Origin of the sequence: Streptomyces kunmingensis, assembly GCF_039533535.1 — a bacterium.
Lineage (GTDB): Bacteria > Actinomycetota > Actinomycetes > Streptomycetales > Streptomycetaceae > Streptomyces > Streptomyces kunmingensis.
This window is the reverse complement of sequence record NZ_BAAATS010000017.1, coordinates 17,618-36,585: the sequence shown is the minus strand read 5'-3', so window position 1 is coordinate 36,585 and position 18,968 is coordinate 17,618. Positions and strand designations below refer to the sequence as shown.

21 protein-coding genes, 1 tRNA gene and 1 pseudogene are annotated in these 18,968 nt (G+C 71.5%); 8 read left to right on the top strand and 15 right to left on the bottom strand.

Features of this window, described 5'->3' with window-relative positions; all coding sequences use genetic code 11:
• Positions 1 to 56 precede the first annotated feature (56 nt).
• The 8 genes from ABD366_RS19590 to ABD366_RS19555 all read right to left on the bottom strand — a co-directional run bounded on the left by ABD366_RS19590 (position 57) and on the right by ABD366_RS19555 (position 4,715).
• Complete coding sequence (locus ABD366_RS19590; RefSeq protein ID WP_324766568.1) at positions 57 to 1,004, bottom strand: RNA polymerase sigma factor SigF; 948 nt, start codon at positions 1,002 to 1,004, stop codon at positions 57 to 59.
• A 247-nt stretch (positions 1,005 to 1,251) separates the two neighbouring features.
• Positions 1,252 to 2,070 carry an RNA polymerase sigma factor SigF gene (locus tag ABD366_RS19585; protein ID WP_324766569.1) on the bottom strand — a complete coding sequence of 273 codons (819 nt, stop codon included), beginning with the start codon at positions 2,068 to 2,070 and terminating at the stop codon, positions 1,252 to 1,254.
• Between the two features lie 207 nt (positions 2,071 to 2,277).
• Positions 2,278 to 2,571 carry a Dabb family protein gene (locus tag ABD366_RS19580; RefSeq protein WP_324766570.1) on the bottom strand — a complete coding sequence of 98 codons (294 nt, stop codon included), beginning with the start codon at positions 2,569 to 2,571 and terminating at the stop codon, positions 2,278 to 2,280.
• Positions 2,572 to 2,616: 45 nt separating this feature from the next.
• On the bottom strand, positions 2,617 to 2,787 hold the full coding sequence (locus ABD366_RS19575) for a hypothetical protein (protein ID WP_324766571.1): 171 nt from the start codon (positions 2,785 to 2,787) through the stop codon (positions 2,617 to 2,619).
• Positions 2,788 to 2,984: 197 nt separating this feature from the next.
• A tRNA-Ser gene (locus ABD366_RS19570) sits at positions 2,985 to 3,069 on the bottom strand.
• Positions 3,070 to 3,079: 10 nt separating this feature from the next.
• Positions 3,080 to 3,538, bottom strand: coding sequence for a tRNA adenosine(34) deaminase TadA (tadA, locus tag ABD366_RS19565; protein WP_324766577.1), 459 nt, complete (start codon positions 3,536 to 3,538; stop codon positions 3,080 to 3,082).
• A gap of 187 nt (positions 3,539 to 3,725) precedes the next feature.
• Positions 3,726 to 4,304: a tRNA adenosine deaminase-associated protein gene (locus ABD366_RS19560; RefSeq protein ID WP_324766572.1), complete on the bottom strand. Its 579-nt coding sequence runs from the start codon at positions 4,302 to 4,304 to the stop codon at positions 3,726 to 3,728.
• Between the two features lie 204 nt (positions 4,305 to 4,508).
• Positions 4,509 to 4,715, bottom strand: coding sequence for a hypothetical protein (locus tag ABD366_RS19555; protein WP_324766578.1), 207 nt, complete (start codon positions 4,713 to 4,715; stop codon positions 4,509 to 4,511).
• 121 nt (positions 4,716 to 4,836) lie between these two features.
• On the opposite strand from ABD366_RS19555, the gene upp reads away from it, so the two are divergent.
• Entirely contained in the window at positions 4,837 to 5,472 is a 636-nt protein-coding gene (gene upp, locus ABD366_RS19550; protein ID WP_324766573.1) for a uracil phosphoribosyltransferase, read from the top strand.
• Positions 5,473 to 5,625: 153 nt separating this feature from the next.
• Here upp and ABD366_RS19545 read toward each other — a convergent pair whose 3' ends face one another.
• From ABD366_RS19545 to ABD366_RS19530, 4 genes are all read right to left on the bottom strand, one after another.
• Positions 5,626 to 6,279, bottom strand: a complete 654-nt coding sequence (locus ABD366_RS19545; RefSeq protein ID WP_324766574.1) for a LytR C-terminal domain-containing protein — start codon at positions 6,277 to 6,279, stop codon at positions 5,626 to 5,628.
• 112 nt (positions 6,280 to 6,391) lie between these two features.
• The gene (locus ABD366_RS19540; protein WP_003955420.1) at positions 6,392 to 6,688 is read right to left on the bottom strand and encodes a type II toxin-antitoxin system VapB family antitoxin; all 297 of its coding nucleotides are present in this window, start codon (positions 6,686 to 6,688) and stop codon (positions 6,392 to 6,394) included.
• Positions 6,689 to 6,974: 286 nt separating this feature from the next.
• Positions 6,975 to 7,112 (bottom strand): hypothetical protein, encoded by a 138-nt coding sequence (locus ABD366_RS19535; RefSeq protein WP_324766575.1) that lies wholly within the window; start codon positions 7,110 to 7,112, stop codon positions 6,975 to 6,977.
• A gap of 272 nt (positions 7,113 to 7,384) precedes the next feature.
• Positions 7,385 to 7,741, bottom strand: coding sequence for a hypothetical protein (locus ABD366_RS19530; RefSeq protein WP_324766195.1), 357 nt, complete (start codon positions 7,739 to 7,741; stop codon positions 7,385 to 7,387).
• A 190-nt stretch (positions 7,742 to 7,931) separates the two neighbouring features.
• On the opposite strand from ABD366_RS19530, the gene ABD366_RS19525 reads away from it, so the two are divergent.
• Positions 7,932 to 10,679 carry a GNAT family N-acetyltransferase gene (locus ABD366_RS19525; RefSeq protein ID WP_324766196.1) on the top strand — a complete coding sequence of 916 codons (2,748 nt, stop codon included), beginning with the start codon at positions 7,932 to 7,934 and terminating at the stop codon, positions 10,677 to 10,679.
• Positions 10,680 to 10,713: 34 nt separating this feature from the next.
• Here ABD366_RS19525 and ABD366_RS19520 read toward each other — a convergent pair whose 3' ends face one another.
• On the bottom strand, positions 10,714 to 11,475 hold the full coding sequence (locus ABD366_RS19520) for a sulfite exporter TauE/SafE family protein (RefSeq protein ID WP_324766197.1): 762 nt from the start codon (positions 11,473 to 11,475) through the stop codon (positions 10,714 to 10,716).
• 171 nt (positions 11,476 to 11,646) lie between these two features.
• Here ABD366_RS19520 and ABD366_RS19515 point away from each other — a divergent pair, with 171 nt between their 5' ends.
• From ABD366_RS19515 to ABD366_RS19505, 3 genes are all read left to right on the top strand, one after another.
• The gene (locus ABD366_RS19515) at positions 11,647 to 12,570 is read left to right on the top strand and encodes a LysR family transcriptional regulator (RefSeq protein ID WP_324766198.1); all 924 of its coding nucleotides are present in this window, start codon (positions 11,647 to 11,649) and stop codon (positions 12,568 to 12,570) included.
• Positions 12,571 to 12,906: 336 nt separating this feature from the next.
• Positions 12,907 to 13,233, top strand: a complete 327-nt coding sequence (locus ABD366_RS19510) for a cupin domain-containing protein (protein ID WP_324766199.1) — start codon at positions 12,907 to 12,909, stop codon at positions 13,231 to 13,233.
• Positions 13,234 to 13,285: 52 nt separating this feature from the next.
• Positions 13,286 to 15,190, top strand: a complete 1,905-nt coding sequence (locus tag ABD366_RS19505; protein ID WP_324766200.1) for a propionyl-CoA synthetase — start codon at positions 13,286 to 13,288, stop codon at positions 15,188 to 15,190.
• Here ABD366_RS19505 and ABD366_RS19500 read toward each other — a convergent pair.
• On the bottom strand, positions 15,164 to 15,835 hold the full coding sequence (locus ABD366_RS19500) for a sensor domain-containing protein (RefSeq protein ID WP_324766201.1): 672 nt from the start codon (positions 15,833 to 15,835) through the stop codon (positions 15,164 to 15,166). The genes ABD366_RS19505 and ABD366_RS19500 overlap by 27 nt on opposite strands.
• 485 nt (positions 15,836 to 16,320) lie before the next feature.
• On the opposite strand from ABD366_RS19500, the gene ABD366_RS19495 reads away from it, so the two are divergent.
• The 3 genes and pseudogenes from ABD366_RS19495 to ABD366_RS19485 all read left to right on the top strand — a co-directional run.
• Entirely contained in the window at positions 16,321 to 16,536 is a 216-nt protein-coding gene (locus ABD366_RS19495; protein WP_324766202.1) for a hypothetical protein, read from the top strand.
• Positions 16,537 to 16,579: 43 nt separating this feature from the next.
• A complete protein-coding gene (locus ABD366_RS19490) occupies positions 16,580 to 17,701 on the top strand; it encodes an endonuclease NucS domain-containing protein (protein WP_324766204.1) in 1,122 nt (373 codons plus the stop codon).
• 274 nt (positions 17,702 to 17,975) lie between these two features.
• Positions 17,976 to 18,149 (top strand): annotated as a pseudogene (locus ABD366_RS19485) (MFS transporter); the annotation flags it as partial.
• Between the two features lie 22 nt (positions 18,150 to 18,171).
• On the opposite strand, the gene ABD366_RS19480 reads toward ABD366_RS19485, so the two are convergent.
• A complete protein-coding gene (locus ABD366_RS19480) occupies positions 18,172 to 18,948 on the bottom strand; it encodes an SDR family NAD(P)-dependent oxidoreductase (protein ID WP_324766205.1) in 777 nt (258 codons plus the stop codon).
• Between the last annotated feature and the right edge of the window lie 20 nt (positions 18,949 to 18,968).

Sequence of the window (18,968 nt, the reverse complement as noted above, 5' to 3'; positions counted from 1 at the left end):
ATGGGCGGTGGCCAGGGAGGGCGATGGGCCGGAGCGGACGGTGGCCCGGACGGGCGTCAGTCCGCGATCAGGCCTTCCCGCAGCTGCGCCAGCGTGCGCGTCAGCAGCCGGGAGACGTGCATCTGCGAGATGCCGACCTCCTCGCCGATCTGCGACTGCGTCATGTTCGCGAAGAAGCGAAGCATGATGATCCGGCGCTCGCGGGGCGGCAGCTTGGCGAGGAGGGGCTTCAGCGACTCCCGGTACTCGACGCCCTCCAGCGCCGTGTCCTCGTACCCGAGCCGGTCCGCGAGGGAGCCCTCGCCGCCGTCGTCCTCCGGGGCCGGGGAGTCCAGCGAGGACGCCGTGTACGCGTTCCCCACCGCGAGGCCGTCGACCACGTCCTCCTCCGATACGCCGAGCACCACGGCGAGTTCGGGGACGGTGGGCGAGCGGTCCAGCTTCTGCGCGAGCTCGTCGGAGGCCTTGGTCAGGGCGAGCCGCAGCTCCTGAAGGCGCCGCGGCACCCGCACCGACCAGGACGTGTCCCGGAAGAAGCGTTTGATCTCGCCGACCACCGTGGGCATGGCGAACGTCGGGAACTCGACGCCCCGTTCGCAGTCGAACCGGTCGATCGCCTTGATCAGCCCGATCGTGCCGACCTGGACGATGTCCTCCATCGGCTCGTTCCGGCTGCGGAAGCGGGCCGCCGCGTACCGCACGAGCGGCAGGTTCAGCTCGATCAGGGTGTCGCGGACATAGGCCCGCTCCGGGCTGTGCTCGTCGAGCGCGGCAAGGCGCAGGAACAGGGAGCGGGACAGGGTACGGGTGTCGATGGACGCCGATGACACGACAGGCGCCGGCGCCTCCGCGGTCCCGGACGCCTCGGGGGCCTCTGGCGCCTGCGCCGGGAGGGACACCGGAACAGGAGAGTCGATCAGCGCGGCGGTCGTGGACGCACTCGCGTCCTCGGACGCGCCGGGCGTGAGCGTGAGCACCTTCGAGCTGCCCTGGTCTGCGGACATGCCACCCCCTTGAGGTCGCGGACGGTCGCGGTCGACGCTCCCGTCAGGTAGGAGCGCAGCCTCCACCTGAATACCGGACGTGGGGCTGCGCCAAACGCGCTTCCAGCAGAATGTCACATGTCGGCAACACGCTGTAGTTACATGTCGACATGGAAGGGGCGAATCACCGCAGGATGCAGGGGGTGTGGCCAGAGTGGACGGGGACTTCTGTCGGGAAAACCCCGCAGGGTCGGTCTACCCGTTCCAGCTACGCGTCGATCCTATTTGCGGATCGAAGTCGGGCGAAACTGCGGGCGAGGAGCCTTGACACATGCATCTGGGAGACACCCAGCTCGGCGCTGATCTGTGACTGGGTCAGGTTGCTGTAGTAACGAAGCAGCAGGATCCGCTGCTCGCGCTCGGGCAGCTGGACCAGCAGGTGCCGGACGAGGTCGCGGTGTTCCACGCCGTCCAGTTCGGGGTCCTCGTAGCCGAGCCGGTCGAGCAGTCCCGGCATCCCGTCGCCCTCCTGCGCGGCCTCCAGGGACGTCGCGTGGTACGAGCGCCCGGCCTCGATGCAGGAGAGCACCTCGTCCTCGCCGATGCGCAGCCGCTCGGCGATCTCGGCGGTCGTGGGGGAGCGCCCGAAGGCCGTGGTCAGGTCCTCGCTCGCGGCGTTCACCTGCACCCACAGCTCGTGCAGCCGGCGCGGCACGTGCACGGTCCGCACGTTGTCGCGGAAGTACCGCTTGATCTCGCCGATGACGGTCGGCATGGCGAAGGTGGGGAACTGCACCCCGCGCTCCGGGTCGAACCGGTCGATGGCGTTGATCAGCCCAATGGTCCCGACCTGGACGACGTCGTCCATCGGCTCGTTGCGGCTGCGGAAGCGGGCCGCCGCGTACCGCACGAGCGGCAGGTTCGCCTCGATGAGCGCGCCGCGCACCCGGGAGTGCTCGGGGCTGCCCGGCGGCAGGTCCTTGAGCTGTGCGAAGAGGACCTGTGTGAGGGCCCGTGTGTCGGCGCCGCGCGTGGTCTTCGCGGGCGGTGCCTGAGGCGCAGTACTGGCCGGCACGGTCAACCCCACCTCTGTATCCGTCAACTCATCGGTCAAAAGCGGTCATAGCATCACAAGACATGTGCACTGTGTGCAAGCACCTTATAACTACGTGTTGAGGGGCAAGTTGGGACAGTTGACGATCGAGACATGAAAAAACCCCCCGCCGTTCCGGCGAGGGGCCGTTTGGCCGTACGGACCGAGTCGGAGCCCGGACCGGGTCGGACTCGGACCGGGTCAGAACTCGTAGTCGGCGATCACCCACGTGGCGAACTCCCGCCACAGCGCCACGCCCGCCTGGTGCGCGGGGTGTTCGATGTACCGCTTCAGCGCCTCGGTGGACTCGACCGCCGAGTTGATCGCGAAGTCGTACGCGATGGGGCGGTCGGTGATGTTCCAGTCGCACTCCCAGAATGTCAGCTCGGGGATCTGCCCGCCCAGCGCGCGGAAGGCTGCCACGCCCTCGACGACGCGCGGTTCGTCACGGCTCACACCGTCGTTGAGCTTGAAGAGGACCAGATGGCGGATCACGGCTGTGCACTCCCTCGAAGGGCTCGGGTCTGAGGGGACCGGGAACTACTTGCCGCCGTTGGCGACCCAGGTCATGAAGTCGCCTACCGACTGTGCGGCGGTCGAGACGCCTTCGAAGCCTATCTGGACGTAGTCGGCGGCCTTGGCGGGGTCGGTGATGACCACGTAGAGCACGAAGACGACCACGACGAACAGAGCAATTTTCTTCGGCTGCACTACGTTTGGCCTCCCCGTGCCCGCGCCTGCGCCACTTCTGATGCCCTTTGTGGCCCCTGTTGCCGCGCGCGAGTCTACTCGGCCATCTGTTCCCCTGACCTTGACGGACCAACCGTCATCCGCCGACGGCCGATCGCCGACCGGCATGCAGAACGCCCCCCTTCCTCGGTCAACCCGTGGAAGGGGGGCGTTGTCAGCGGTAGCGGAGGGATTTGAACCCTCGGTGAGTTTCCCCACACTCGCTTTCGAGGCGAGCTCCTTCGGCCGCTCGGACACGCTACCGAGAGGAACTCTAGCCCAAGGTGGGCCGTGGTCTGAAATCCGTTTCCCTGAAGAAGCGGGTGAGGGGTTTCGCGCACTCCTCGGCGAGTACTCCGGCCACGACCTCGGGCCGGTGGTTGAGCCGCCGGTCGCGGATCACGTCCCACAGGGAGCCGGCCGCTCCGGCCTTGTCGTCGCGGGCTCCGTAGACGACGCGGTCGAGCCGGGACTGGACGATCGTGCCCGCGCACATGGTGCACGGCTCCAGGGTGACGACGAGCGTGCAGCCGGTCAGCCGCCACTCCCCGACGGCCTCCGCCGCCCGCCGGACCGCCAGGACCTCGGCGTGGGCGGTGGGGTCGCCGGTCAGCTCGCGTTCGTTGTGCGCGGTGGCGAGCACGGTCGTCCCGTCCGGCGCCAGGAGCACGGCGCCGACGGGTACGTCACCGCCCGCCGCGGCGAGCCCGGCCTCGGCCAGGGCCTGCCGCATGGCCGGCTTCCAGGGGTCTCGTACGGGATCGGGGCTGGGGTCGGGGCCGGGGTCAGGACCGGGATCGGGACCGGGATCGGGATCGGTCACGGGTGCGGGCGGGGTGCCGGGCTCGGGGGGTGTCACGGTCGGGAATCTATCCCCGCCCGCTCCGCCCCCGCTCGGCCGGGAACCCGGCCCCGCCCCCTCAGCGCACCGTCTCGAGCACCTCCGCGGCGCCCAGCGCGTCCGCGATCTCGCTCAGCGCGTCCGCTCCGTCGAGGGCGAGCAGTTCCTTCTCGGGGAAGCCCAGGTCGGCGAGGATCCCGGTGTCCCCGATCGGGCCGGCGGGCACGACCTCGGCGTCCGCATCCACGTCCGCCTCCACGCCTCCGTCGTCCTCGCCCTCGTCGTCCTCCGTCGTCGTCCTCGTATCGCCGTCCTCCGTACCGTCCAGGTCGAGGGCATCCAGATCGTCGTCGACGGCGTCCGGATCCTTGCCGAGCAGCTCGTCGGTGAGCAGGATCTCGCCGTAGCTGCTGCGGGCGGCGGCCGCGGCGTCCGAGATGTAGATGCGAGGGTCGTCCTCGCCGTCCACACGGACGACGCCGAACCACGCGTCCTCTTGTTCGATGAAGACGAGGACGGTGTCGTCCTCGGCGCCGGCCTCGGCCAACGCCTCGCGGGCCAGATCGGACAGGTCCGACAAGGTCTCCACGTCGTCGAGCTCTGTATCGCTCGCTTCCCACCCGTCTTCGGTGCGCGCGAGCAGTGCGGCGAAGTACACCGTGACTCTCCCACTGGTCTCAGGTGCCGGTCGGGGGTCCCCCCGGCGGAGTCTTGGAGGCGGGGAGTGCAGTTCAAGCCCCGCCCACTCGGAATCGTGGCAGAAAGTGCGGCTCCAAGAGAGGTCTTCCGCGCGCTGTGTTCGTGGCGCGTCCCCGGCGGGAGGGTCCATTGTGAGGCGCGTCACCTGAAAGTCACCGGGGAGTCACCAGCGAAACGTGCGCATCCTCATCTGCCGGCGCATCCGTGCGGCCCGCGCGCGGCGCGGCTGGACGCGGGCGCGCAGCTCGCGTGCCTCGGTCAGCTCGCGCAGGAACAGGGCGCGTCGCCGCCTGCGTTCGGCGTCCGACTCCATGGGTTCGCCGGGCACCGGCCCCCGCACGAGCCGCTCCTGACGCTCCTGGTCGGACATCGCCTCACCACCACCCCGGTCCCGCGCTGTAGACGCGTTCTCTCCACTTTCCCCCCGCTGTGCTCCTTGATGCCACCGCGCGGGGGCGCCCGGCCCTTGGGGCCCGGTTACTGTTGATGACATGCGGATCCACGTCGTCGACCACCCGCTGGTGGCGCACAAACTCACCACGCTGCGCGATCGGCGCACCGATTCCCCGACCTTCCGGCGTCTCGCCGACGAGCTGGTCACCCTGCTCGCGTACGAGGCGACCCGGGACGTGCGCACGGAGCAGGTCGACATCGAGACCCCGGTGACCGGGACGACGGGCGTGAAGCTCTCGTACCCGCGTCCGCTCGTGGTGCCGATCCTGCGCGCGGGTCTCGGCATGCTGGACGGCATGGTCCGCCTGCTGCCGACCGCCGAGGTGGGCTTCCTCGGCATGGTGCGCAACGAGGAGACGCTGCAGGCCTCCACGTACGCGACGCGGATGCCGGACGATCTCTCCGGGCGCCAGGTCTACGTCCTCGACCCGATGCTGGCCACGGGCGGCACGCTCGTCGCGGCGATCCAGGAGCTCATCAAGCGCGGAGCGGACGATGTCACCGCCGTGGTGCTGCTCGCCGCGCCCGAGGGCGTCGAGATCATGGAGCGGGAGCTGGCGGGCACGCCGGTGACCGTGGTGACGGCGTCGGTCGACGAGCGCCTGAACGAGAACGGCTACATCGTCCCGGGCCTCGGTGACGCGGGCGACCGGATGTACGGCGCCGCGGAGTAGCCACCGGACGGACGCCGGCGAACGGACGAACGGACAGACGAACGGACAGGGCCCCGCAGAAATGCGGGGCCCTGTCCGTGTGTTCGGCCTCGTCCGTGTGGCCTCGTCCGTCCGGCTTCGTCCGCGCTGCTTCAGGCGGGCTCTGCGCGATCTCTAGGCGCAGCTCGGCGACGAGGACGGCGCCGGCTTCGGCTGGGTCAGCGCGTGCAGCGCCTTGTCCGCGGCGGGCTTCGCCGTCAGGGACTTGAACCCGGTGCCGATGATCAGGTCGACCTCGGTGGCCTTGGCGCGTCCGTCGGTCTTCTGCTCGGCGCCCGCCAGCTGCGTGCCGAGCATCGGCAGCGCCGCTTCGGTGGCGGTCTTCGCGCCCAGGAGTATCGCGACGCCCTTGACCTTCTTGTCGTAGGTCTTGTCCGCGTTGCCCACGTCCCCGATGGTGAAACCGCGTTTCTTCAGCTCGTCGGCGGTGTCCTTGGCCAGTCCGCCGCGGGGCGTGGCGTTGAGGACGTTCACCTTGATCTGGGCGGGGCCGGGGAGCTTGCCGTCCGCGGGTTTCGTGGCGCCGGGCGACGCGCTCGGCCGCTTCGTGCAGCCGGCGGGGCCCGAACCCGCGGCCTTGGCCTTGTCGCCGCCGGTGAAGACATGGACGAGCTGGAGCGATCCCCAGCCGAGCACGCCGAGCACGGCGAGGGACGCGACGACGGCGAGCACGATCCTGCTGCGTGGACGGCCGCGACGCATCCGGGGGTATTTGTCCCCCGTGATGCGGTACTTACCGCCCATGCCGGGGGGTGTGAGCATGCTCATGGGCGCAGCGTAATGCCGCGTGGCGGTGATGCCTATTAAATGATCACGGTCCGGCGCTCAGGCCAACCCAAAAGGGCCAATGCGGACTTGGCGCCCGGAACCTGAGATGCCGTCAGCCGAGCTCGAGGACGCGGGCGTGCAGCACCTGGCGCTGCTGGAGCGCGGCGCGGACCGCGCGGTGCAGGCCGTCCTCCAGGTAGAGGTCGCCCTGCCACTTCACGACGTGCGCGAAGAGGTCGCCGTAGAACGTGGAGTCCTCGGCGAGCAGCGTTTCCAGGTCGAGCTGGCCCTTGGTCGTCACCAGCTGATCGAGGCGGACCGGGCGCGGCGCGACATCCGCCCACTGCCGGGTGCTTTCCCGGCCGTGGTCGGGGTACGGCCGGCCGTTTCCGATGCGCTTGAAGATCACACGGAAAGCCTACCGGGCGAGCATCACCGGGCGCAGCCATGGAGACGGAGTGCGAGTCCAGGAAATACTCCCCTGAATGCGGACGAATTGGGAAGACTCCCGTCGGGGACACGGGCCGGAAATGAGTGACGCCGAGCCGATGGCGGGCGGACCGGTGCGTGGGGCGGGCTCATCCGGAGTAGCGGCGGGCGCCGTGTTGACGAGCGCCCGGGTGGCCGCGCGGGAAGGCGGTCGTGTGCGGGGTGTGGCGGGCCGGCCGCCGTTCGGACCGTCGGCCCGCCCTCCGTCAGCGTCCGTTCTTGTCCTGCGGGGCCGGCGCCCGCCGGTTCTTCGCCGCGGGTGCGGCGGCCTTCGCCGCGCGGGTGTCACGCGCGGCCTCCGCGCGCATCAGGGCGCGCAGCAGCGCGTACGGGTCCTTGGGCATGGGGGATTCCTTCCGGGGTCGTGCGTGAGTGGTCCGTGCGTCTGACGACGACGTGCGTCTGACGACGACGTGCGTCTGACGACGACGTGCGTCTGACGACGACGTGCGTCTGACGACGACGTGCGTCTGACGACGACGTGCGTCTGACGACGACGTGCGTTTGACGACGACGTGCGTTTGACGACGACGTGCGTCTGACGACGACACGCGTCGGATACGTGAGGGATCCGGGGCCGGTGCCGCATACGTGAAGGGCCCGGGACCGGAGACCGTCAGCAGCGCAGGACGACGGTGCGCAGGGCGCGGAGTGACTGGCGTGCGGGGTGTGCGCCGGGATCGGGGCAGGTGCCGGGCGCGGTCGCCGGGACCGGGCGGCTCCGGCGCGGATCTCCGGGCAGTCGCGTGGGGTGGCCCGTCGGGAGGCGGAGGGCCGCCTCGGGGCTGTCCTGTTGGAGTTCGCCGGGTTCGGCGGAGGCCGCCGCGGCGGGCGGCGGGACCGGAGCCCCTGCGGGCGCCGCGGTCGACGGCGCGACCAGCAGGGCGAGCCCGAGGGCGAGCAGCAGGACGAGCGCGCGTGCCCAGGCCCGGACGGGACGGCCCGGACCTGCGGTCGACGTGGCGACGCTCATACGAGGTGTTGTCCCCGGCCCCGCCCGTGACGTGCGCTCCGAGCGGACAGAACCGCCCTCATGGGCTACGGAGAGGTCGGCGGGATGACGGGGCGCCCGTCCGCTCGGACGCCCCCGGGCCGCTCCGCCGGGCCCTGTGGGGCTCTGGGTTAGGCTCCCCTAACGAACGTGGAGAGGAAGTGGGGGACGCGTGACCGTGGTGGGCAGGGCGGACTTCGAGATCTTCCGGGACGCGTGGGGGATACCCCATCTGCGGGCGGGCGACGCGTCGGCGCTCGCGTACGCGCAGGGGTATGTGACGGCTGTCGACCGCGCCTGGCAGCTCGAGGTCGAGCGGCACCGGATGCTCGGTACGTCGGCCGGGCTCCTCGGGGCGCAGGCGCGCGGCTGGGACCGGTTCGCCCGGCAGGCACGGCTCGCGGACACCGCGCGGCGCTGCCACGACGCCCTCGACGAGGCGACCCGGGCGTGGGTGGGCGCCTATGTCGACGGCGTCAATCACGGGCTTCGGCAGCAGGGCCACAAGGCGCCGGAGTTCGCCCGGGCCGGGGCCGCACCCGGCCGCTGGGAGCCGTGGACGCCGCTCGGCGTGTGGCTGTCGGCGCATGTGCTGTTCGCCGGGTTCCCGGCGAAGCTGTGGCGGGACGAGGTCACCCGGTGGCTCGGGGCGGACGCCGTCCGGCTGTTCGCCACCGACGGGCCCGGGACCTCGGGGAGCAACGGCTGGCTCGTCGACGGGGCGCGCGGCGCGGGCGGCGGCGCGCTGATCGGCGGGGACCCGCACCGGTTCATCGAGGACCCGGGCGTGTACCAGCAAGTGCGGCTCGCCTGCCCGGAGTTCGACGTCGTCGGGCTCGCCGTGCCCGGGGTGCCGGGCATCGGGCACTTCGGCCACGCGGGGTCGGTCGCCTGGGCCATCACCAACGCCATGGCCGACTACCAGGACCTGTACCGGGAGCGGCTGCGGCGTACGGACGGCGGGGGCGTGGAGGCGTTCGGGCCCGATGGCTGGCGGGCGGCGCACGTGCACGTGGAGGACGGCGTCGAGGTCATCGAGACGGAGCGCGGCGTCGTCGTCATCGGCGGCCCGGACGCGGACGCAGGCGTTGCTGTTGGTGCGGGCGTTGCCGTCGGTTTGGGCCCGGGCGCGGGCGAGGGTGCAGGTGTTGCCGTCGGTGTGGGCCCGGACGCGGGTGCAGGCGTTGCCGATGGTGAGGTCCCGGGCGAGGGCATCGGCATCAGCCTGCGGCAACCCGCCCGCGTCCACGAAGACCTGGGCTTCGCCGCGCTGCCCGCTCTGCTGCGCGCCCGCACCGTCGCCGACGTGGACCGGGCCTTCGACCGCTGGGCCGAACCGGTCAACGTCGTCCTGGCCGCCGACACCGAGGGCGGCCTCCTGCACCGCGTCGCGGGCACCGTCCCCGTACGCGACCCGGAGAACATGCTGCGGGTGGTGCCCGCATGGGAGGAGCGGTACGCCTGGCGGGGCCGGCACGAGACCCTGCCGCGCGCCGAGGTCGACGGGGTCGCCGTCATGGCCAACGAGCGGTCCCTGGCCGCGCCGCTCGGCGTCGAGTTCGCGCCGCCGCACCGGGCCCGCCGCATCCGCGAACTGCTCGACGAGCGGGAGACCTGGCACGCCGAGGACATGAGCGCCGTGCACACGGACACCGAACTCGCCTCGTGCGCACCCCTGCTGGCGCTCGTCGAGCGGCTCGACGGGCTGTCCCCCGAGGCGGCCGGGCTGCGGGAGCGGCTGCTCAACTGGGACCGGCGGATGGTGGCGGGCAGTGTGCGGGCGGCGGCGTACGCGCGCGTGCGGTCCAAGGTCGTGGAGCAGCTGACCCGGCACGAACTGTTCGCGCCGCTCGCGGACCTCACCCCGGCCTACCCGGAGGTGTTCCGGCCGTGGCTCGCGCTCGTGCCGCGGATCGCGTTCGGCCTGGAGTACCTGCTGGCCAGCGAGCGGCTGCCGGACGAGGACCGGCTCGCCGCCGTCCGCGCGGCGGTCGAGGAGACCGCCCGCGTCCCGGACGCCACCTGGGGCGAGCTGCACCGGCTCGCGCCCTGGCAGGCGCTGCCGGACCCGGACGCCGCCTGGCCGGGCCTCGACGGCGACCACGACTGCATACTGTCCACCTCCAGCGTGCCGGGACTGACCGACCTCAGTGTGCGAGGGCCCGCCGCCCGCTACGTGTGGGACCTCGCGCGGCGCGAGGACAGCCGCTGGATCGTGCCCCTCGGCGCGTCCGGCGTGCCCGGCTCCGCACACCACCGGGACCAGCTGCCGATGTGGCAGCGCGGCGAACTGACCCCCGTCGTCACCGACTTCGACCACCTCATCCAGGAGACCTCCGTGCCCGACCCCACTTGTGTGTACGAGGAGAACGTCGACGGGTTCGGCACCTTCCGGCTCGCGCGCCTCGACCCCGCCGGCGCCGACATCGACGTACTGCACCGATGGGTGAGCGAGGACCGCGCCGGGTTCTGGGGGATGACGGGCCTCGGCCGGGACGACGTACGCGAGATCTACGCGCACATGGACACCCTCTCCACGCATCACGCCTACCTCGTGCGCCTGGACGGCGTCCCTGTGGCGCTCTTCCAGACGTACGAGCCCGAGGCGGACCGGGTCAGCGAGTGCTACGAGGTACGGGACGGCGATGTCGGCGTCCACCTGCTGATCGGCCCCGCCGGAGAGGGCGGACCGGTGCCCGGGTTCAGCCGCGCGCTGGTGCGGGTGCTGCTCTCGTACGCGCTCGACGGCCTGGGCGGGAAGCGGGTCGTGGTCGAGCCGGACGCCCGTAACGACAAGGCGGTGGCACTGTTCGCCCGCGCCGGGTTCGAACTCGCGGGCGAGATCGTGCTCCCGGAGATCGATCTGCCCGAGGTGTACTTGGCGGAGAAGCGGGCGCAACTCGCCTTCTACGGCCGGTAGCTCGCGGGCGCCCTGCTCAGCGGGTCATAGTGGGTCATGAGCGGGCGATCAGCAGGGCCGACGCCGTGACGCCGACGGTGACGATGACCCCGCGCATCGCGGCCGGCGGCAGCCTTCGGCCGAGCCGGGCGCCGGCCAGGCCGCCCGCCGTGGAACCGGCGGCGATCAGCGCCGCCACGGTCCAGTCGATGTCGGCGACGGCGATGAAGACGATCGCCGCGACGCCGTTGACCAGCGAGGCCAGCACGTTCTTCGCGGCGTTCAGACGCTGTAGGTCGTCGCGGAGGACCGCGCCGAACATGCCCATGAGCAGGACGCCCTGGGCCGCGCCGAAGTAGCCGCCGTAGACGCCGGTGCCGAGGACGCCGAGCCACATGGGGACGCCGCCGTCGGCCCGCGAACCGGCCCGCTGCCGCCTCTTCATCCAGCGGTTCAGCCGCGGCTGGAGCAGGACCAGTACGCAGGCCGTCAGGATGAGGACGGGCACGATGGCGCGGAACGCCGCGTCCGGCAGGCGCAGCAGGAGCACGGCGCCCACGAACCCGCCGAGCAGCGAGGCGGCCCCGAAGCGGAGCAGACGCCGGCGCTGGCCGCGCAGTTCGCGCCGGTATCCGTACGCGGCGCTCAGCACGCCCGGGACCAGGCCGACATTGTTGGAGACGTTCGCGAGGACCGGCGGGTAGCCGAAGGCGAGCAGCGTCGGGAACGTGATCAGGGTGCCGGACCCGACGACGGCGTTCATCCCGCCCGCCGCGATCCCGGCGGCGCCGATCGCCGCTGCTTCCACTACGTCCACGAGGCCTCCGCTCTGCTCTCGGACCGGTGAACGGGTCGGCACCCGCCCGGAGTTCGCGACCTCCGCGACGGGTTGCCGCCCTGGGCCGTCCCGCAATGATCGTGGTCCCGCCTCCACCCCAAGTCAATCCTCGGGTCCCCTTGCACACCCCCAAGCTGTAGCTTGGCCCGCGTGACCCTCGACGACCTCCGCGTCTTCGTCGCCGTCTGCCGCGCGGGCAGTCTCAGCGCCGTCGCCCGCGAGCTGTCCTGCACGCAGTCCGCGGTCAGCCAGCACGTCAAGCGGCTGGAGAAGGAGGTCGGCATCGGCCTCCTCGAACGGCACGCGCGCGGCGTCGTCCCCACCCCCGCGGGCCGCATCCTGCGCGCCGCGGCCGCCGACGGTCTCGGCTCCCTCGACCACGCGCTGCGCCGCCTCGGCGATCTGGCGCGCGGCGAGAGCGGTTCGGTGCGGGTGACGACGGGCGCCACCTCCGTACGTCACTTCATGGCGGCGGCGATCGTCGAGTTCCGCCGCACGCACCCCCAGGTCAGCCTGGAGTTCCAGACGGTCAGCTCCAGCCGCAGCTGCTTCGAGGCGCTCGCCGCGCACGACCTCGACCTGGCATGGATCACGATGGGCGCGCCCGAGCGCGGCATCGAACTGCGCCCTGTGGTCGAGCTGCCCTGGGTCCTTGCGGTCCGCGACGACGACGACCTCGCGGCGAGCTCCCTCGCCGGCCCCGAAAACCTACGGGCGTCGGCCCAGCTGATCCTGCCGCCCGAGCACTCCACGTCCCGCGCGCACCTCGACGACAGCTTCGCCGGACTCGGCCTCGCGAACGGCCCCGCCTCCGGCACCGGCATCGCCGACTGGGACACCGCCGTGCACCTGGCCGCCCTGGGCCTCGGCCACGCCGTCGTCCCCGACCTGCCGGGCCTGCGCCGCCCCGGCGGCGACCCGCCCGCGGGCCTGACCCTGCTCCCGCTTCCCTGCCTCCCCCCGCTCCAGGTCGGCTGGGCGGTCCGCCGCTGGTCCGCCCTGTCCCCACTGGCCCGAGCCTTCGCGGACACGGTGAACCACAGCTGCCCGGGCCGCCGGGCGACGGAGTCGTGAGCCGTGGCTGCCCCGGGCCGCCGGGCGACGGAGTCGTGAGCCGTGGCTGCCCCGGGCCGCCGGGCGCCGGAGTCGTGAGCCGTGACTGCCCCGGGCCGCCGGGCGCCGGAGTCGTGAGCCGTGACTGCCCCGGGCGCCGGGCGCCGGAGTCGTGAGCCGTGACTGCCCCGGGGCGCCGGGCGCCGGAGTCGTGAGCCGTGACTGCTCCGGGCCGCCGGGCGACGGAGTCGTGAGCCGTGGCTGCCCCGGGCGCCGGCCCGCGGCCCCCTTACCGCCCCTGAACCGATCGGCTGACGCCACATCGCGCCCGGCGGCCAGCCGGGCGACGCTGGGCCCATGACCACCACGTACGACCTCACCACCCTGGCCGACGACCATCTGGCGGCCGCCCACCGCGACGCGCACGGCCGCAGCGCCGAACTCCTCGCCCGCGAGGACCCCCTGCGCCAGAGCGTCATCGCGCTGACCCAGGGCAGCGCCCTGGAGGAACACAACGCCCCGCAGGCCGCCTCCCTCCTCGTCCTGCGCGGCCGCGTCCGCCTGACCGCGGTCTCCGGCGACACCGACCTCGCCCAGCACGAACTCCGCGCGATCCCCCAGGAGCGACACGGACTCGTGGCGCTGACGGACGCGGTGGTGCTGTTGACGGCGGTGATGGCCTGACCGGATCGTGTTCCCGTCTCTCCGGGCGTGACGTGAAGGGAGTGCGGGGCCGATGACGTCGTACGAGGAAGTCTTCCGCGCGAGTACCGAGGACCCCGAGGGGTTCTGGCTCGGGGCTGCCCGGGGGATCGACTGGGATGTGGCTCCCTCGCGGGCCCTCGACGCGTCCCGGGCGCCGTTCTACCGGTGGTTCCCGGACGGCGAGCTGAATGTGTGCCACAACGCGCTCGACCGGCACGTGGCGGCGGGGCGGGGGGCGCAGCCGGCGCTGGTGTACGACTCGCCCGTCACCGGAGTGCGACGCACGTACACGTACGGGGAGTTGACGGACGAGGTCGCCGCCTTCGCCGGGGTGCTCGTCGGCCTTGGCGTGGGGCGCGGGGACCGGGTCGTCGTCTATATGCCGATGGTGCCCGAGGCCGTCGTCGCGATGCTGGCGTGTGCGCGGATCGGGGCGGTGCACTCCGTGGTGTTCGGCGGGTTCGCGGCGCCCGAGCTGGCCGTGCGGATCGACGACGCCGCGCCGAAGGTCGTCGTCTCGGCGTCCTGCGGGATCGAGGGCGCGCGAGTCGTCCCGTACAAGCCGCTTCTCGACCGGGCCGTCGAACTGGCCGCCCACAAGCCCGAGGCCTGCGTGATCCTGCAACGGCCGCAGGGTATGGCCGAGTTGGGGAAGCGGGACCTGGACTGGGCGGAGGCCGTGCGCGCGGCGAGCCCCGCGGCGCCCGTGCCGGTGGCCGCGACCGACCCGCTCTACATCCTCTATACGTCGGGGACGACCGGGAAGCCCAAGGGAGTGGTCCGCGACTGCGGCGGGTACGCCGTCGCCCTGCGCTGGACCATGGAGGCCGTGTACGACGTCGGCCCCGGCGAGGTGATGTTCACGGCGTCCGACGTGGGCTGGGTCGTCGGCCACTCGTACATCGTCTACGGGCCGCTGCTGGCCGGCGCGACGACCGTCCTGTACGAGGGGAAGCCGGTGGGGACGCCTGACGCGGGCCAGTTCTGGCGGGTGGCCGCCGAGTACGGGGTGAAGACGCTGTTCACGGCGCCGACGGCGTTCCGCGCGATCAAGAAGGTCGACCCGGAGGGGAAGTTGGCCCGGCGCTACGACCTGAGCCGCCTCGCGTACCTCTTCCTGGCCGGGGAACGCCTCGACCCGGAGACGTACCACTGGGCGAGCGACCTGCTGGGCATCCCGGTCGTCGACCACTGGTGGCAGACCGAGACCGGCTGGCCGATCGTCGCCAACCCGGTGGGGATCGAGGCGGCCCCCGCCAGGCCGGGCTCGCCCACCTATCCGCTGCCCGGCTGGGACGTACGGATCCTCGACGCGGGCGGCAACCCGGCGCCCACGGGGGAGGACGGCGCGATCGTGGTGAAGCTGCCGATGCCGCCCGGGGCGCTGCCCACCCTCTGGAACGACGACGAACGGTTCGTCGCCTCGTACCTCTCCGCCTACGACGGCTTCTATCTGACCGGCGACGGCGGGCACATCGACGAGGACGGCTACGTCTTCGTGATGGGCCGGACCGACGACGTCATCAACGTCGCCGGGCACCGCCTGTCCACCGGCAGCATGGAAGAGGTCCTCGCCGCCCACCCCGCGGTCGCCGAGTGCGCGGTCATCGGCGTCGCCGACTCGCTCAAGGGCCAAGTGCCGCGCGGCCTGGTCGTGTTGAAGGCGGGCGTGGAGGCGGACCCGGCCGCGGTGGAGGCCGAACTCGTCCAGCTCGTACGGGACCGGATCGGCGCCGTCGCCTCGCTCAAGGACGTCGCCGTGGTCGCCGCCCTGCCGAAGACCCGGTCCGGGAAGATCCTGCGCAAAACCATGCGCGGCATCGCCGACGGGCTCGACGAACCGGTGCCGTCGACCGTCGACGATGCGACGGTGCTGGACGCGCTGCGCCCGGTGCTCACGCGCGGAACCTCACTTCGCGGGCGCGGAGAGCAGTGAGCGGATCGCGGCGCGGTCGACGTTCGTCAGACCGCGCACCAGCTTCGGCGTGACGAGGACGAGCAGCAGACCGATCGCCGAGACAGCGGCGATCTGCGCGGGCGACTCGATGTAGTACGCGTGGTGCACGCCCGCGTCGGTCGTGAAGTCGTAGACGCGGTAGCCGGGCCAGTCCAGGTAGCGGTGGAACACCCAGGAGTACGCGGGGAACAGCGCGACCACCCAGCCCGTGACCAGGAACGTCACCGACACGACGAAGGACAGCACCCGCCACGGGAACATCACCGTGTGGAAGAGCAGCGCCTTCCATCCGGCGGCGTCCATGACCCGGGCACGCAGCCCCGCCGCGGGCGCCGCCGGGGCCGCCACGTCCAGGCCGAGGAGCGAGCGGGCCCGCCCGCGTTCGGCGCCGCCGAGCGCACGGGCCCCGGCCAGCGCGCCCACCAGCACCGGCAGCCCGATCCAGACGACGAGCGTGCTCAGCCCCAGGGCGAACATCGTCACGGCGAAGACGAACCCGGCGACCGCCACCGGCAGCGACGTGACCGTGTGCCCGATCTCGCGGTACGTGGCCCGGGCGAAGGGCCCGCGCCAGAAGGTCACGCGGTGGGTGCTGCCGGCGTAGGGGAGCGTCGTCGAGGTCATACGGAGAGCCTCGCGGAGGGGACCGACCGGGAACATGGGGAGGCTCGGTGTCTTGAGGGTGGGGCTATCCCCACTCTTCAAGCCCCTCCGGCGATCGAGGAGCGGGGCCCGGGCGGAGCCCCGCGACGACGCGTTTGCCGACCACGGCGGTCACGCGGCAGGCGCACAACTCACCGGCTTAGCAGCCGACTGGTCAACGCCGGGTGCACTCGTTCCTGGCCAATCCCGACCTGGTCCAACACCTGCGCACAAACACCACACTGAACCCCGTACGAGTCAACTTCTGATGTACGTAGGCGACGCAGAGGGCTACACGGACTACCCGACGCTGGCCTCGGGCCGGCCCAACACGTGACCGTACGACTCCGGTTGACCAAAAAACCATCGCCGCCGGTAGGAGCTCTTACGTACCGCCATAGATGCGTGCTGTCATACACCTGGGGTGCGGAGGCGTGCCGGTAGAACCGGCCGGGATGGGGGTCCCCATGGTGCTGACGCTGAATGTGGCGGTCCTGCTCGCCATCATCATCTTCCTGCGCGTACGCCGACGCGTGCAGGCTCGAAGCAGGGCGGACCAGTGGCTGACGGTGGCGATCGTGATGGTGTTCGGCTTGCTCATCGCCCCGACAGACTTCGGCCAGGGAGTCCTGAACGCCGTGGCTCAGGCGGCACAGGGCATCTCGGAGGCAGGAAGCCCGTGAGCCACTGACTCGCTGCGGGCGTCGGATCAGAAGGGAGCGCACGATGCCGTTGGAGTTCGGGCTGTGGCGGGTTGACGACAAGCCGGTTCGGGTGGCCACGCGGCCGATGCGGGTGGAGGCCCGGCTGGAAGAACTCATAGAGGCTGATCCGGAGATCCTGGGAAGACCGCTCCTCCTGATCGGGAGGCAGGTGCAGACCGATCACGGCAAGTTCATCGACCTGCTTGGCATGGACGCTGAGGGCGCGCTGCATGTCCTGGAGCTAAAACGGGACCGCACGCCGCGGGATGTCGTCGCTCAGCTGCTCGACTACGGTTCGTGGGTGCAAGACCTCAGTAATGAGCAAGTACGTGAGATCTACGGGGCGTATGCCCGGCGGCGCGGACTGGCGGAGGAGCTTGACGAAGCCTTCGCGCTGCGTTTCGGTGGCAGCCCGCCGGAGGCGCTGAACAGCACCCACACTCTCACCGTCGTGGCGAGCGAGATGGACGCGGCGACGGAGCGGATCGTCACCTACCTGTCGTCCGGGTACCAGGTCCCCCTCAACGTTCTGTTCTTCCGTCACTTCGAGGACGAGGGGCGTTCCTACCTCGCCCGCACCTGGTTGATCGATGACGGCGAAGTGGCTGTGGCGTCCACCGGAACCAAGGCCCGCGGGAAGCAGGAGCCGTGGAACGGCACCGATTGGTACGTCTCCTTCGGCGACGAGCCGGGCAGTCGCAGCTGGAAGGACGCGCGTCAGTACGGCTTCGTGTCGGCCGGGGGCGGGGACTGGTTCTCCCGGACGATCCGCTCCCTGCCTGTGGGAGCGCGGGTGTTCACCCACATCCCCAAGGTGGGGTACGTCGGCGTAGGAACGGTAGCGGGTGAGCCGCGCCCGTTCGTCGACGCTGTCCTCGCAGTCGACGGCGAAAGCCGGCCCATGCCTGGTCTCCCGCTCCAGGGAAGCTACCGGCCCGACAGCGCTTCCACAGTTCCGGAGCCGGTGCCGGAGGGCGACACGGCGGACCGCCGCGAGTGGATCGTTCCTGTTGCCTGGGAACAGTCCGTGCCACGAGAAGCGGCATTCTGGCGGCCGGGTCTCTTCGCGAACCAGAACTCCGCCTGCAAGCTGCGGGCCCGCTTCACGATCGAAGAGGTCTCCCGCCACTTCGACATCGCTTGACGCGTCCTGTCCGGGGGCGCCGCACCATCTGGATGACCCACGTCACACTGGGGCGACCGTTCTCGTGAGGGGTTGCCCCCAACACGCTTTCCAACTGTGGTGCGGGGCGCGGGCCTCGTATGGAGACGTTCACCTGCGTTCACGGCTGACCTATCCATGAACCGAGCGCCGTGCGTGGTCCGGGCTGAACGCCTATGTACGGCGCTGAAAGAGCTCAGTCAGCCGAGCCGATCGGTGGCATGTCCTGTGGACGACGGCCCCAGCCCTTTGCCCGCTCACGCTGTGGAACGTGGCGCTGGCGGGCGGCGGAGCGGCCGGCGGCATCCTGCTCGACGTGCCGGGTTCGGACTCGTTCCCATGGGCGGTGCTGCTGCTCCTGGCCCCGACGCTGACCCTGGTCCTGACGTCCCGCAGGCACGGCTTCCCGCCTGGGCAGGGCAGCCCCTGAACCAGCCCTCGCCGAACTCCCCCTACTCGGGAAAGGGCCCACGGACCGAGACGCCACCGTCCAGCACGATCTGCTGACCGGTGATGTAACGCGCCTCGTCCGACGCCAGATAGACGGCCGCGGCAGCCATCTCCTCCGACGTGCCGTAGCGTCCCGCCGGGATCTCGGGGACCCATTCATCGGAGACGCCGGCGTTGACGGCGGTGCTGATCGCTCCGCCCGTGACGACGTTCATCCGGATACCGTCGGCCGCGTACTCGGCGGCGACGGTCCGCGCGAGGCTGTTCAAGCCGGCCTTGGCGGCGCCGTAACCGGCCTGCCTGGGCGCGGCCATGATGCCGGTGACCGAGCCGATGCTGACGATGGTCCCGCCGGTGCCCTGTTCCAGGAACAGCCGCAGCACACGCCGCACCGCGCGCACCACGTAGCGCAGGTTCACTTCGTAGACGGTGTCCCAGTCCTCGTCGGCCATCTCATGAAGCTTGACCGCGGGTACGAACGCCACTTGCCCGCCGACCACCGTGACCAGGACGTCCAGGCCGCCGAGTTGTCCGGCCGCGCCGACGATCAGAGCTTCGAGCTGCTCGAGGGAGCGGACGTCACCGCTCAGCGCGTGGGCGACGTGTCCGGCTGCCCGCAGTTCGTCCGCCGCCTCGGCAGCCCGTGCGCCGTCCACGTCGACGACCACCACTGCCGCCCCGGCGGCCCCACAGGCACGGACGATGCTCCGCCCGATCCCTGCCCCGCCACCACCGATCACCAGAACCCGTCTGCCGTCGAGCCTGCTCAACCCGGACATGTGCCCCCCTCAGCAATTTG